The sequence below is a fragment of the Polynucleobacter sp. es-GGE-1 genome (assembly GCF_018882005.1).
In the GTDB taxonomy this organism is placed as follows: Bacteria; Pseudomonadota; Gammaproteobacteria; order Burkholderiales; family Burkholderiaceae; genus Polynucleobacter.
Map to the genome: position 1 here is coordinate 120,701 of NZ_JACVPE010000001.1, position 13,208 is coordinate 133,908.

The window sequence follows — 13,208 nt, forward strand, 5'->3', positions numbered from 1 at the left end:
TTTGCCTTTGGCCAATAAGTTGGGGATTAGAAATGATACAAACCGAAAGTAGATTGCAGGTCGCCGATAACACTGGCGCCAGTGAAGTTTTGTGCATCAAGGTATTGGGCGGCTCTAAGCGTCGTTACGCCAGTATTGGTGATGTCATTAAGGTGACTGTTAAGTCAGCCGCTCCACGTGGCCGTGTAAAAAAAGGTGATATTTATAACGCTGTTGTAGTGAGAACAGCTAAGGGTGTTCGCCGTCCAGACGGTTCATTGATTAAGTTCGATGCAAACGCTGCGGTATTGCTCAACGCTAAGTTAGAGCCAATTGGCACACGTATCTTTGGACCAGTTACACGCGAATTGCGTACTGAAAAGTTCATGAAGATCGTTTCTCTCGCCCCCGAAGTGATTTAAGAGGCTGATATGAAAAAGATTCGTAAAGGTGATTCCGTAGTTCTGTTGACTGGCCGTGATAAAGGCAAGCAAGGAACTGTTACAGCCATTCTCGATGAGAAGTTAGTCATCGAAGGCGTGAATATTTATAAAAAGAGCGTTAAGCCAAACCCAGCTGCTGGTGTAACCGGCGGCATGATTGACAAGACTATGCCTGTTCACATTTCTAATGTGGCTTTGGTTGACGGTAACGGCAAACCATCACGTGTTGGTATCAAACTCGTTGACGGTAAAAAACAGCGTTTCCTCAAAACCACTGGCGCGACATTAAGCGCATAAGGGGCACGGAGAAATTATGAGCACACGTTTTCAAGAACACTATCAACAAAAAGTTGTTGCTGATTTGATTACCAAGTTTGGTTACAAGTCTGTAATGGAAGTTCCACGTATCACCAAAGTGACCCTGAATATGGGCTTGGGCGATGCAGTGAACGACAAGAAAATTATCGAAAATGCAGTTGGCGATTTAACTAAAGTTGCAGGCCAAAAGCCAGTGGTAACTAAAGCTAAAAAAGCGATTGCTGGTTTCAAAATTCGTCAAGGCTACCCAATTGGTTCCATGGTGACATTGCGTGGTCAACGCATGTACGAATTCTTGGATCGTTTCGTGACTGTTGCATTACCACGCGTACGTGACTTCCGCGGCATCTCCGGCAAAGCATTTGATGGTCGTGGCAACTACAACATCGGCGTTAAAGAACAAATCATTTTCCCTGAAATCGAATACGACAAGATTGATGCTCTGCGTGGTCTCAATATCAGTATTACGACGACTGCTAAAACCGACGAAGAAGCAAAAGCTTTGTTGGCAGCATTCAAATTCCCTTTCCGCAATTAAGAGGCTAACGTGGCAAAACTATCCCTGATTGAGCGCGAGAATAAGCGCGCAAAAACTGTAGAGAAGTACGCTGTTAAGCGTGCTGAACTCAAAGCGATCATTGCTGATCAATCGCGCAGCGATGAAGAGCGCTATGAAGCTCGCTTGAAGCTACAGGCACTTCCACGTAACGCAAGCCCGATTCGTCAAAGAAATCGTTGTTCATTAACCGGTCGCCCACGCGGCACATTCCGTAAGTTCGGTTTGGCTCGTAGCAAGATTCGTGAAATCGCCTTCCGTGGCGAAATCCCCGGTTTAACCAAGGCCAGCTGGTAAGCGGCGAAAGAATTAGGAGAACTCATGAGTATCAGCGATCCAATCGCCGACATGTTGACCCGGATCCGCAATGCGCAAGCAGTGCAGAAGCCTTTGGTCGCAATGCCGTCGTCAAAAGTTAAAGTAGCTATTGCAAAAGTTTTGCAAGATGAAGGCTATATCGAAAGTTTCGAAATCAAAGGTGAAGCAGCTAAACCAGTGCTCCACATTGATCTCAAATACTATGCAGGCCGTCCTGTTATCGAGCGTATTGACCGTGTATCTACACCAAGTCTACGTATCTATAAAGGACGTCATGACATTCCAGAAGTAATGAATGGCTTGGGCATTGCAATTATTTCAACCCCTCAAGGCGTAATGACAGACCGTAAAGCACGTGCAACAGGCGTGGGCGGCGAAGTTATTTGCTACGTAGCTTAAGGAGCGAAATATGTCACGCGTAGGTAAATCACCAATTACAGTTCCTAAGGGCGCTGAAATCAGCATCAACGGTGCAAACATTACTGTTAAAGGTCCTTTGGGCACATTGACACACAACTTGCATCCTGCTGTTGGTTTGAAACAAGCAGATGGCGTATTGACAGTGGTTGTCAACAACGACTCACCAGAAGCTGGTGCACAGTCAGGTACGGCACGTGCTTTGGTCAATAACATGGTTGTTGGCGTTACTGCTGGCTTTGAGCGCAAACTCAGCTTGGTAGGAGTTGGTTACCGTGCTCAAGCCCAAGGCGAAACATTGAAGTTGCAGCTTGGTTTCTCACACGACATTATTTACAACCTGCCAAAGGGCGTAAAAGCTGAGACTCCATCGCAAACTGAAATCATTATTAAAGGCTCCAACAAGCAGCAAGTTGGCCAGGTCGCAGCGGAAGTTCGCGCATACCGTTCACCAGAGCCATACAAAGGCAAAGGTGTTCGCTACGTGGATGAGGTTGTGCATCTGAAAGAAACTAAGAAGAAGTAAGCGAGATTAGAAAATGAATAAAGACGAATCCAGACAAAGACGTGCTCGGCAGACTCGTATTCGCATTGCCGAAGCAAAGGCAAATCGCTTAACAGTCATCCGTAGCAATACTCATATTTCTGCTCAGGTATATAGCCCATGCGGAACCAAAGTTGTGGCAGCTGCTTCAACAATGGAAAAAGAATTGCGCCAAGCGATCAAAAACGGCGGCAACGCTGATGCAGCGAAACAAATCGGCAAGTTAGTTGCTGAGCGTGCTGTTAAGGCAGGCATTGTTGATGTTGCTTTTGATCGTTCCGGTCATCGTTACCACGGCCGTATTAAGGCCTTAGCTGAAGCTGCGCGTGAAGCCGGCCTGAAGTTCTAATAGGGTTTAGGAAAAAACATGGCAAAAATGCAAACTAAGATGCAAAACGAAGAGCGTGATGATGGTCTTCGCGAGAAGATGATCGCTGTTAATCGTGTAACTAAAGTGGTTAAGGGTGGTCGTATTCTTGGCTTTGCCGCACTCACTGTAGTTGGCGATGGCGATGGCCGCATCGGCATGGGTAAAGGCAAATCAAAAGAAGTTCCAGTGGCTGTTCAAAAAGCAATGGATGAAGCTCGTCGCAAGATGATCAAAGTTTCCTTACGTAAAGGTACTTTGCAGCATACCGTTACTGGTCAACATGGCGCCTCACGCGTTTTGATTTCTCCAGCTAAAGACGGTACTGGAATTATTGCTGGCGGCCCAATGCGCGCAATTTTCGACGTAATGGGTGTAACCAACGTAGTTGCTAAGTCCCTGGGCTCTACAAACCCGTACAACTTGGTTCGCGCAACGATTGATGGTTTGAGCAAGATGAGTACTCCTGCTGAGATTGCTGCTAAGCGCGGTAAGTCAGTTGAAGAGATTCTCGGCTAAGACCAAAAGATTAGGACTCTACAAATGACAAAATCAAACTCCAAAGTCAAACTGCAATTAGTGCGCAGCTTGATCGGTACTCGTGAAAGCCACCGTGCAACTGTGCGTGGCTTAGGCCTTGGTCGTATTAATTCAGTTTCTGAATTGGAAGATACGCCAGCTGTTCGCGGCATGATTAATAAAGTTTCTTATCTAGTTAAAGTCGTTAGCTGATAACTAGCAAGTAAATAGGCGAAGAATATGGAACTCAATACACTCAAGCCCGCAGAGGGCTCCAAGAAAAACCGTCGTCGCGTAGGTCGCGGCATTGGTTCTGGCCTTGGTAAAACTGCTGGCCGTGGTCACAAAGGTCAAAAATCTCGTTCCGGCGGATTCCACAAGGTTGGATTCGAAGGCGGCCAGATGCCTATGTATCGTCGTTTGCCAAAACGCGGTTTCGTGTCTTTGACACGTCGTCATGTTGGCCAAATTACTTTGAACGACTTAGCAAAAATCAACTTGCCAGAAGTGGACTTGTTGACATTGAAGGCTCATGGCTTTGCTGGCGAACAAATTAATGCTGTGAAGGTAATTAAGACTGGTGAAATCAACATTGCTGTAACCCTTAAGGGTATTACAGCAACTGCTGGCGCAAAAGCAGCCATTGAAGCGGCTGGCGGCAAATTGGTTGAAGCAGCGTAATAGGTCTTTTTATTCAAAATGGCATTAGCACCTACCAATAACCCAGGGACTGCAACAGCAGGAGGCAAGTTTGGCGAATTACGTCAACGCTTGATTTTCTTGGTGTTGGCTTTGCTCGTGTTCCGTTTAGGTGCCCATATTCCAGTTCCGGGTATTGATCCAGACCAGCTCGCGCAGTTATTTGCTGGCCAAAAAGACGGCATCTTGGGAATGTTTAACTTGTTCTCAGGCGGTGCGTTATCTCGCTTTACTGTATTTGCCCTGGGAATCATGCCTTATATTTCTGCATCGATCATCATGCAGTTAATGACTATTGTTGTGCCATCATTAGAGTCTTTGAAAAAAGAAGGCCAAGCTGGTCAGCGCAAGATCACTCAGTACACCCGTTACGGCACTGTGCTTTTAGCAACCTTCCAGGCATTAGGAATCTCTGTTGCTTTGCAAGCTCAGCCAGGACTAGTGGTTAATCCAGGTTTGATGTTTGAAATCAATACTGTAGTAACTCTGGTAACTGGCACGATGTTCTTGATGTGGCTTGGTGAGCAAATCACTGAGCGTGGTTTGGGTAACGGTATTTCCATCATTATTTTTGGCGGCATCGTCTCTGGTTTGCCAAACGCTTTAGCTAGCTTATTAGAGTTAGTTCGTACTGGCTCGATGAATATTATTTCTGCATTACTCATCGTTGTCATTTGCGTAGCAGTGACTTATTTTGTGGTATTCGTAGAGCGCGGTCAGCGTCGTATCTTAGTGAGCTACGCTAAGCGCCAGGTTGGCAATAAGGTTTACGGTGGCCAATCTTCTTACTTCCCATTGAAGTTAAACATGGCAGGCGTTATTCCTCCAATTTTTGCGTCTTCAATTATTTTGTTCCCTGCAACGATTGCTGGCTGGTTTACTTCAGGTGAGCCAACCAACATGTTTAGCAGAATCATTAAAGACTTGGCAGCAACATTAGCTCCTGGCCAGCCTGTATACACAATTTTGTATGCTGCAGCGATCATCTTCTTCTGTTTCTTCTACACCGCATTGGTATTTAACAGTCGTGAGACAGCAGATAACTTGAAGAAGAGCGGTGCATTTGTTCCGGGTATTCGTCCAGGCGATCAAACAGCACGATATATTGATAAGATCCTGGTGCGCTTAACTTTGGCTGGTGCAATTTACATGGTCTTGGTTTGTTTATTACCAGAATTTTTAGTGTTGAAGTACAACGTGCCGTTCTATTTTGGCGGTACTTCATTGTTGATTATTGTGGTTGTTGCAATGGATTTCATGGCTCAAGTTCAGTCATACGTGATGCAACAGCAGTACGGCTCTTTGATGAAAAAAGCCAATTTTAAGATGGGCGCTTAACTGAATGTCTAAAGACGATGTTATTCAGATGGCGGGAGAGATTATTGAGAATTTGCCGAACGCGATGTTTCGCGTGAAGCTAGAAAACGGACATGTGGTTCTAGGGCACATTTCTGGAAAGATGCGGATGCACTACATTCGTATTTTGCCGGGAGATAAGGTAACGGTGGAGATGACTCCTTACGACCTGACGCGCGCCAGAATCATTTTCCGAGCGAAGTAAAGATTAAGTAGTACCTATTTTTAAGAGGTGAGTTATGAAAGTTTTAGCATCCGTTAAGTGTATTTGCAGAAATTGCAAGATCATTAAGCGCAAACGCGTTGTGCGCGTGATCTGTTCTTCAGACGCACGTCATAAGCAGCGTCAAGGCTGATCTGGTTAATTAAGAGGAAATCTCATGGCACGTATCGCTGGGGTAAACATCCCAAATCATCAACATACTGTTATCGGTTTAACAGCAATTTTTGGCATTGGCACAACTCGTGCTCACAAAATTTGCCAAACCACAGGTGTTGCAATCGATAAAAAAGTTAAAGATCTTACTGACGCTGACTTGGAAAAGTTGCGTGATGAAGTAGGTAAGTTCATCACCGAAGGTGACCTTCGTCGTGAAGTAACTATGAGCATCAAGCGTTTGATGGACTTAGGTTGCTACCGTGGCGTGCGTCATCGTAAGGGCTTGCCTGTTCGTGGTCAACGTACTAAGACCAATGCGCGTACCCGTAAGGGCCCACGTAAGTCCGGCATCGCACTGAAGAAATAATCAAGAAAGTTTATTGACATGGCAAAACAACAATCCGCTTCCGCCGCTTCACAGCGCACTCGTAAGAAGGTTAAAAAGAACGTTGCTGACGGTATTGCACACGTTCATGCTTCTTTTAATAACACCATTATTACGATCACTGATCGTCAAGGAAATGCGCTTTCATGGGCAACTTCTGGCGGCCAAGGCTTCAAAGGCTCACGTAAGTCAACACCTTTTGCTGCTCAAGTAGCGGCTGAAGTTGCTGGTAAAGCTGCCGTTGAATGCGGTATCAAGAACTTGGAAGTTCAGATCAAAGGCCCAGGCCCAGGTCGTGAATCAGCAGTTCGTGCATTGAACTCATTGGGGATCAAGATCACTGAGATTCAAGACGTCACTCCAGTCCCTCACAACGGTTGCCGTCCTCCTAAGCGTCGTCGTATCTAAGCTAGGAAGTTGGCAGTACAAGTTTTAGTAGTTTTTTATTAAAGCCCACCGTTCATCTGATTTAAAGGATGAACTCACCGCCGGTCGCAAGACTGCGGCAAAGAAAGGAAAGCATCGTGGCACGTTACTTAGGGCCTAAGGCCAAATTAGCACGTCGGGAAGGTACCGACTTATTTTTAAAGAGCGCACGTCGCGCACTGTCAGACAAGTGCAAGTTAGATACTAAGCCTGGTCAACATGGCCGTACATCTGGCTCAAGAACATCAGACTACGGTAATCAGTTGCGTGAAAAGCAAAAGGTTAAGCGTATCTATGGCGTATTAGAGCGTCAATTTCGTCGTTACTTCGCAGAAGCTGAGCGTCGTAAGGGCAATACTGGCGAAACATTGCTCCAATTGCTAGAGTCACGTCTCGACAACGTGGTGTATCGCATGGGCTTTGGTTCAACACGTGCTGAAGCACGTCAGTTAGTTTCTCATGGCGCCATCATGCTCAATGGCAGCGCAGTGAATATTCCATCCATCCAAGTTAAGCCTGGTGATGTGGTTGCAATTCGTGAAAAAGCGAAGAAGCAAGCGCGTATTACAGAATCACTCAATTTGGTTCAGCAAATGTCTGCAGTTACCTGGGTTTCAGTTGATGCGGCTAAGCTGGAAGGAACATTTAAGCAAGTGCCCGACCGCGAAGATATTAGCGGTGAAATTAATGAAAGTTTGATCGTCGAATTGTATTCACGCTAATTAGGCACTATCAAGGAAAAAATATGCAAACAAATTTGCTCAAGCCAAAAATTATTTCTGTTGAAGCGCTTTCCGCCAACCAAGCTAAGGTTGTTATGGAGCCGTTCGAGCGTGGCTATGGCCACACACTCGGAAATGCATTACGTCGCGTACTCTTGTCCTCGATGGTTGGTTATGCACCAACTGAAGTAGCTATTGCAGGTGTAGTTCATGAATATTCCACATTGGATGGCGTGCAAGAAGACGTTGTAAACCTCTTGCTCAACCTCAAGGGAATCGTATTTAAGTTGCAATCCCGTGACGAAGTCACTATCAATTTGCGTAAAGAAGGTCCAGGTGTTGTTACTGCAAAAGATATCGATTTGCCACATGATGTAGAAATCATCAATCCTGATCACGTGATCGCTCACTTGTCTGCTGGTGGCAAGTTAGATATGCAGATTAAGGTTGAAAAAGGTCGTGGTTATGTTCCTGGTAACGTGCGTCAATACAACGACGAGACTACTAAGATCATTGGCCGTATCGTATTGGATGCCTCATTTAGTCCAGTAAGCCGCGTTAGCTATGCTGTTGAATCTGCTCGTGTTGAGCAACGTACCGACCTCGATCGTCTCGTAATGACTATCGAAACAAACGGTGTGTTGTCTCCTGAAGAAGCAATTCGTCAAGCGGCTAGCATCTTGGTGGATCAGTTAGTTGTATTCGCAGCTCTTGAGAGCAGTGAAGTGTCTGGTGATCTTGCACCAAGTCGCTCTTCAATGGTTGATCCAATGTTGATGCGTCCAGTTGATGATCTCGAACTCACAGTTCGCTCTGCAAACTGCTTGAAGGCTGAGAACATTTACTACATCGGTGACTTGATTCAACGTACAGAGAATGAATTGTTGAAGACGCCTAATTTGGGTCGTAAGTCTTTGAATGAAATCAAAGATGTATTGGCTGCTCGTGGCTTAAGTCTTGGCATGAAACTCGAAAGCTGGCCTCCAGCTAACCTCGAGAAATAATTAGAAAGGAAGCATCATGCGTCACGGAAACGGCTTACGCAAACTAAATAGAACATCTTCACATCGTCTGGCGATGTTGCGCAATATGTCCAATTCTCTTTTGGAGCATGAAGTGATTAAAACCACTTTGCCAAAAGCAAAAGAATTGCGCATGGTTGTTGAGCCTTTGATTACCTTGGGTAAAAAAGACAACTTAGCAAACCGTCGCTTGGCATTTAATCGCACTCGTGATCGCGATATCGTGGCCAAACTCTTCACAGAGCTCGGCCCACGTTACGCAACACGTCCAGGTGGCTATCTTCGTATTTTGAAGTTTGGCTTCCGTCATGGCGACAATGCGCCTATGGCATTGGTTGAGTTGGTTGACCGTCCAGAAGTTGAAGAAACAGCAGTTGTAGCTGAAGAGGCTTAAGTCTCTTAGATACGCAAAAAGCCAGGCTTCGGTCTGGCTTTTTTCATTGATAGGTTTATAAATACGGTATGCCTCAAAACCCCTCAGTTACCGCCCCTGTTAATCCCAATCAGCTTCTGGTGGTGGTCACAAGCCTGCCTAATATGGAGATTGCCAAAAGCTTAGCTTGCGCTTTAGTGGAGCAAAAGATTGCTGCGTGCGTGCAACTGATTGATGGCGTCCATTCTATTTACCGCTGGGAAGGGAAGGTTTGTGAAGAACAAGAAATTCTTCTATCAGCGAAAACTATCAGTAGTAAATGGTCAGAGATCTCAAGCTTTATTCGAGCTCAACATCCTTATGACCTTCCCGAAATTCTGGCTTTTTCACCAGCACAATATGCACAGCAATACGGTGAGTGGGTAGAAGCTGAGGTAAATTCGAAGATATGAGAATGCAATCCTTTCTGAGAATGGTTATCACAGCACTTTCGCTGTTAATGACACCAGTTTTTGCTGCAACTGATTTTTTACCACCAGAAAAAGCATTTCGGGTCGAGGCTACTTGGTTGGAAAACTCCAAGCAAGTTGAGATTGAGTTTATGCCTGCTAAGGGCTATTACCTCTATCAAGAATCACTCCAATTTCAAGTGGGAACTGAGCTCGGAAAGCTATATATAACAAGGCCTGCATTGCCAAAGGGTATAGAAAAGTTTGATGAAACTTTTCAGAAAAAACTGCAAGTGTATAAGCAGCCTTTTATCGTTCTATTAGATGTCAATCCAGCCCCTGCTAGGCCTATTCATATTGAGCTAGGTTTGCAAGGTTGTGCAGAGGCTGGTATTTGCTATCCACCGATGACTCTAAAATTTCTATTGGCAGGCCCTGGTGTTAGAGCAGCGCCAATACCTGAAGTGCTTGGTGGTGCCCAGGCTGCTGTCAACACTCAAGCTAAATTGAGCTTGACTGATTTATGGCGCGAACGAGACGACGTTAATGCGATTACCCGTTTTTTAGAGGGCACATCAACTGGTTATTTATTTCTTGCTTTCTTTGTTTTAGGGCTCGCTTTAGCTTTTACGCCCTGTGTTTTACCAATGCTGCCAATTCTCTCTAGTGTCATCTTCGGAACGCAGGGCGGTAAGGCGATCTCTAAGGGCCGTGCGAGCCTACTTGCACTTGCATATGTCTTGGGTATGGCCTTGGTGTATTCCTTGGCTGGGGTCCTCATGGCAGCCCTTGGCGGTAGTGTACAAAGGGCACTACAAAGTCCACTTGCACTAGCCGCCTTCGCAATCTTGCTACTAGCTTTGTCGGGTAGCCTGTTCGGTCTCTATGATCTACGATTGCCTCAGTCATGGCATCACCATATTGATCGTTTAGCTGGGCGCCAAAAGGGAGGTAGCATTTTAGGCGCCTTTATCTTAGGCGGCATTTCTACTTTGGTTGCCAGCCCATGTATTACAGCGCCATTAGCAGGCGTTTTAGCGTTTATCGCCCAGACAGGTTCTATGAGTCTAGGCGCAGGATTGCTATTTGTGATGGCCTTAGGCATGGGCTTGCCACTCCTCTTTATTGCAATTGAGGCGCGTATTTTGATTCCCTCGACTGGTATCTGGATGGTCTGGTTACAGCGCACCTTGGGTGTCTTGTTGGTAGCTACCGCAGCGTGGATTGCCTCTCCTTTAATTCAGAAAAATGAACCTATTGGATCTGTCAAAACAATCAATGGCCAACGCATCCATCAGGTAGGAGAGCTATCTTTTGTGGTGATTCATTCACCAGCAGAATTAGATGCACAGCTTGCGAAAGCGCAGCAAGAGAAAAAATGGGTCTTGTTAGATTTCTATGCAGACTGGTGTATTAGTTGCAAAGAAATGGAAGTGAACACCTTTACAAATCCAGAGGTCAGTAAAGAATTGAAGCAGTTGGTGCTATTGCAAGCCGATGTTACTGCTAACAGCCCAGAAAATCAGGCGCTACTAAAACGTTTTGGATTATTTGGTCCGCCGGGGATTTTGATCTTTAACCCAAACTCAGAAGAACAAAAAGAGCAACGTGTGATTGGCTATATGCCGCCTCAGCGTTTCATTGAGCGTTTGCAAAAGTTGCTGCGGAACTAATCACTATGATCAAAATACACTCGATTTATATTGCCTCTCAGGCCGGTGAGCCCATGATTAAAAGGGATGCTGCGAGACTTAGTCCTGGCGTAGGAATTGAGGGCGATAGATACGCGCTTGGTATCGGCGCATTCTCTGACTCTGTTCCAGCAAAAATCAGGGATGTTTCTCTGATTGCGCTTTCAGAAATTGAAGTTGCTAACGAAGAGTTGGCGGCGGGCGGATTAAAGGCCTATCTTTCGAGTGAAACAAGAAGAAATATCGTGATTGAGGGTGTGAGCGCAGAAGGTCTCAATCAGTTGGTTGGAAGAGAATTTTTTTTCTGGGCTCAATTCGACTTAAAGCTACAGAATTATGTATCCCTTGTGAGCGCCCGGCGAGCTTAAGCAAGAAGTCTGATTTTATTTCTGCATTTAAAAACAGGGGTGGTATTAGGGCCCAAATTTTAGACTCTGGCCAAATCAGAATTGGCGATCAATTCAAAGAAGCTTCACCTACCTGATTTCATGAGTCTTGCTGCTTCCAGCGCAAAGTAAGTCAGCACACCATCGGCACCAGCACGTTTAAATGCAAGTAAAGATTCCATCATGACAGCATCGTGATCTAGCCAACCATTTTGTGCAGCAGCTTTGAGCATCGCGTATTCACCGCTCACTTGATAGGCATAAGTGGGGTAATCAAACTCTTCTCTCACGCGACGCACGATATCTAAATAAGGCATCCCAGGCTTGACCATGACCATATCTGCACCTTCGCTAATATCTAGTGCAACCTCCCGCAAAGCCTCGTCACCATTGGCGCAATCCATTTGATAGATTTTCTTATCAGCCTTACCAAGATTCTTGGCGGAACCTACTGCATCTCTAAATGGGCCATAAAAGGCGGATGCATATTTGGCTGAGTACGCCATGATGCGCGTATGAATTAAATTCTTTTGCTCAAGTGCTTCCCGAATTTTTCCAATACGACCATCCATCATGTCTGATGGTGCGACGATATCGACACCAGCTTCTGCTTGTGCAACTGCCTGCTTTACTAAGATCGCTGAAGTCTCATCATTCAGAATACGGCCTTGCTCATCGAGAACGCCATCTTGACCATGGCTTGTATACGGATCAAGCGCAACGTCCGTCATGATGCCTAAATTCGGGAAACGTTTTTTGAGTTCACGAACTGCATTAGGGATGAGGCCATTTGGATTGAATGCTTCTTTACCATCAGGTGTTTTTAACGAAGCATCTATTACTGGAAAAAGTGCTAGCACTGGAATACCTAGATCAACACACTCTTGCGCAACAGGCAATAACAAATCTAATGAAACACGATTGACGCCGGGCATGGAAGCAACAGCCTCAGATTTGCCTTGGCCTTCTAGTAAGAAGACTGGATAGATCAAGTCGTTCGCAGACACGCTATTTTCTTGCATGAGTCGACGTGACCAATCATCGCGACGCATACGACGAGGGCGATGTTCTGGAAAGTTAAGTAAAGAGCTAGCTTGTGATTTCATCTTCATGGGTTTCTGCTTCAAATAGCCATTTAATAATTAAATTATCTGCCTCTTCAAGGCCAATACGCTTGGTGCTTGAGAACAATTGTGCCGTAAGTTGCTTGGAGTCACCAGTGCCCTCTGGAAGCGCAGGGTCGTATTGTTGGAGTTGTTTGCGGACGGCTTCCAGAGCATGTTTGCATTCGCTTTTATTGAGTTTGTCGCACTTACTGAGCAAGATATGAATCGGTTTGCCTGTTGGAACAAACCATTGAATCATTTGCTCATCAAGATCGGTAATGCCGCGCCGCGCATCGACAATCAGGACCATGCCAACTAATTGCTCGCGCTCTTGTAAATAGTCACTGAGAAGGGTGTTCCAGTGGTATTTGGTCTCATGATTCACGGCGGCATAGCCATAGCCTGGTAAGTCCACTAAATAGGCTAAAAGGTCGTCTTTTGAGAAAAGACCAAAATAGTTGATGTGTTGGGTCCGACCAGGGGTCTTGCTGGCAAAAGCAAGCCTTTTTTGGTTACAAAGGACGTTAATTGCGCTCGATTTACCCGCATTTGAGCGACCAGCAAAGGCTACCTCACGCAGGGGTGTGGCAGGCAGGCAATGGGTGTCATTGACTGTGGTGGCGAATCGGGCTTGAAAGAGTTTAGACATGTCCTGAAGCTATTGTAAAATCACGCCAAATCATGAAATATCTCATGGTGTTGGGTAAAAAGGTTGTAAATGTAGGGCCCAAACACTTTTAGGAATTTTTGCCA

Annotated in this window: 23 protein-coding genes; 21 read left to right on the forward strand and 2 right to left on the reverse strand. The window is 45.6% G+C overall.

Annotated features, from left to right (window positions below; all coding sequences use genetic code 11):
- Positions 1-32 precede the first annotated feature (32 nt).
- The 21 genes from rplN (at position 33) to ICN35_RS00770 (ending at position 11,331) form a co-directional block, all read left to right on the forward strand.
- Positions 33-401 (forward strand): 50S ribosomal protein L14, encoded by a 369-nt coding sequence (gene rplN / locus ICN35_RS00670; RefSeq protein ID WP_087908804.1) that lies wholly within the window; start codon positions 33-35, stop codon positions 399-401.
- 9 nt (positions 402-410) lie between these two features.
- On the forward strand, positions 411-719 hold the full coding sequence (rplX, locus tag ICN35_RS00675) for a 50S ribosomal protein L24 (protein WP_215296103.1): 309 nt from the start codon (positions 411-413) through the stop codon (positions 717-719).
- A gap of 16 nt (positions 720-735) precedes the next feature.
- Entirely contained in the window at positions 736-1,278 is a 543-nt protein-coding gene (gene rplE / locus ICN35_RS00680) for a 50S ribosomal protein L5 (RefSeq protein ID WP_216123457.1), read from the forward strand.
- 9 nt (positions 1,279-1,287) lie between these two features.
- On the forward strand, positions 1,288-1,593 hold the full coding sequence (gene rpsN / locus ICN35_RS00685; protein ID WP_011901913.1) for a 30S ribosomal protein S14: 306 nt from the start codon (positions 1,288-1,290) through the stop codon (positions 1,591-1,593).
- A gap of 24 nt (positions 1,594-1,617) precedes the next feature.
- Positions 1,618-2,013, forward strand: coding sequence for a 30S ribosomal protein S8 (rpsH, locus tag ICN35_RS00690; protein WP_215296105.1), 396 nt, complete (start codon positions 1,618-1,620; stop codon positions 2,011-2,013).
- Between the two features lie 10 nt (positions 2,014-2,023).
- On the forward strand, positions 2,024-2,557 hold the full coding sequence (gene rplF / locus ICN35_RS00695; protein WP_215296106.1) for a 50S ribosomal protein L6: 534 nt from the start codon (positions 2,024-2,026) through the stop codon (positions 2,555-2,557).
- Positions 2,558-2,570: 13 nt separating this feature from the next.
- Positions 2,571-2,924: a 50S ribosomal protein L18 gene (rplR, locus tag ICN35_RS00700; protein ID WP_216123460.1), complete on the forward strand. Its 354-nt coding sequence runs from the start codon at positions 2,571-2,573 to the stop codon at positions 2,922-2,924.
- A gap of 18 nt (positions 2,925-2,942) precedes the next feature.
- On the forward strand, positions 2,943-3,461 hold the full coding sequence (rpsE, locus tag ICN35_RS00705) for a 30S ribosomal protein S5 (RefSeq protein ID WP_068947703.1): 519 nt from the start codon (positions 2,943-2,945) through the stop codon (positions 3,459-3,461).
- Positions 3,462-3,485: 24 nt separating this feature from the next.
- The gene (gene rpmD, locus ICN35_RS00710) at positions 3,486-3,674 is read left to right on the forward strand and encodes a 50S ribosomal protein L30 (protein ID WP_216123461.1); all 189 of its coding nucleotides are present in this window, start codon (positions 3,486-3,488) and stop codon (positions 3,672-3,674) included.
- Positions 3,675-3,701: 27 nt separating this feature from the next.
- The gene (gene rplO, locus ICN35_RS00715; protein WP_216123464.1) at positions 3,702-4,142 is read left to right on the forward strand and encodes a 50S ribosomal protein L15; all 441 of its coding nucleotides are present in this window, start codon (positions 3,702-3,704) and stop codon (positions 4,140-4,142) included.
- A gap of 18 nt (positions 4,143-4,160) precedes the next feature.
- The gene (gene secY / locus ICN35_RS00720; protein ID WP_216123465.1) at positions 4,161-5,498 is read left to right on the forward strand and encodes a preprotein translocase subunit SecY; all 1,338 of its coding nucleotides are present in this window, start codon (positions 4,161-4,163) and stop codon (positions 5,496-5,498) included.
- Between the two features lie 4 nt (positions 5,499-5,502).
- Positions 5,503-5,721 (forward strand): translation initiation factor IF-1, encoded by a 219-nt coding sequence (gene infA, locus ICN35_RS00725; protein WP_015420252.1) that lies wholly within the window; start codon positions 5,503-5,505, stop codon positions 5,719-5,721.
- Positions 5,722-5,755: 34 nt separating this feature from the next.
- Positions 5,756-5,872 carry a 50S ribosomal protein L36 gene (gene rpmJ, locus ICN35_RS00730; protein ID WP_012357167.1) on the forward strand — a complete coding sequence of 39 codons (117 nt, stop codon included), beginning with the start codon at positions 5,756-5,758 and terminating at the stop codon, positions 5,870-5,872.
- 24 nt (positions 5,873-5,896) lie between these two features.
- Positions 5,897-6,262 carry a 30S ribosomal protein S13 gene (gene rpsM, locus ICN35_RS00735; protein WP_215296111.1) on the forward strand — a complete coding sequence of 122 codons (366 nt, stop codon included), beginning with the start codon at positions 5,897-5,899 and terminating at the stop codon, positions 6,260-6,262.
- A gap of 18 nt (positions 6,263-6,280) precedes the next feature.
- Positions 6,281-6,688 (forward strand): 30S ribosomal protein S11, encoded by a 408-nt coding sequence (rpsK, locus tag ICN35_RS00740; RefSeq protein WP_088525623.1) that lies wholly within the window; start codon positions 6,281-6,283, stop codon positions 6,686-6,688.
- A 116-nt stretch (positions 6,689-6,804) separates the two neighbouring features.
- Positions 6,805-7,428, forward strand: coding sequence for a 30S ribosomal protein S4 (gene rpsD, locus ICN35_RS00745; RefSeq protein ID WP_173954863.1), 624 nt, complete (start codon positions 6,805-6,807; stop codon positions 7,426-7,428).
- Positions 7,429-7,451: 23 nt separating this feature from the next.
- Entirely contained in the window at positions 7,452-8,432 is a 981-nt protein-coding gene (gene rpoA / locus ICN35_RS00750; protein ID WP_215319470.1) for a DNA-directed RNA polymerase subunit alpha, read from the forward strand.
- Positions 8,433-8,448: 16 nt separating this feature from the next.
- Complete coding sequence (gene rplQ, locus ICN35_RS00755; protein WP_087908811.1) at positions 8,449-8,844, forward strand: 50S ribosomal protein L17; 396 nt, start codon at positions 8,449-8,451, stop codon at positions 8,842-8,844.
- 68 nt (positions 8,845-8,912) lie between these two features.
- Positions 8,913-9,275, forward strand: a complete 363-nt coding sequence (gene cutA, locus ICN35_RS00760) for a divalent-cation tolerance protein CutA (protein ID WP_216123466.1) — start codon at positions 8,913-8,915, stop codon at positions 9,273-9,275.
- 2 nt (positions 9,276-9,277) lie between these two features.
- Positions 9,278-10,945 carry a protein-disulfide reductase DsbD gene (gene dsbD / locus ICN35_RS00765; protein ID WP_255535650.1) on the forward strand — a complete coding sequence of 556 codons (1,668 nt, stop codon included), beginning with the start codon at positions 9,278-9,280 and terminating at the stop codon, positions 10,943-10,945.
- Positions 10,946-10,950: 5 nt separating this feature from the next.
- The gene (locus tag ICN35_RS00770; RefSeq protein ID WP_255535651.1) at positions 10,951-11,331 is read left to right on the forward strand and encodes a hypothetical protein; all 381 of its coding nucleotides are present in this window, start codon (positions 10,951-10,953) and stop codon (positions 11,329-11,331) included.
- A gap of 104 nt (positions 11,332-11,435) precedes the next feature.
- Here the strand turns inward: ICN35_RS00770 and hemB are convergent, their stop codons facing one another.
- Entirely contained in the window at positions 11,436-12,455 is a 1,020-nt protein-coding gene (gene hemB, locus ICN35_RS00775; RefSeq protein ID WP_216123535.1) for a porphobilinogen synthase, read from the reverse strand.
- On the reverse strand, positions 12,439-13,104 hold the full coding sequence (gene yihA / locus ICN35_RS00780; protein WP_216123468.1) for a ribosome biogenesis GTP-binding protein YihA/YsxC: 666 nt from the start codon (positions 13,102-13,104) through the stop codon (positions 12,439-12,441). Before yihA ends, hemB begins: the two co-directional genes overlap by 17 nt.
- Between the last annotated feature and the right edge of the window lie 104 nt (positions 13,105-13,208).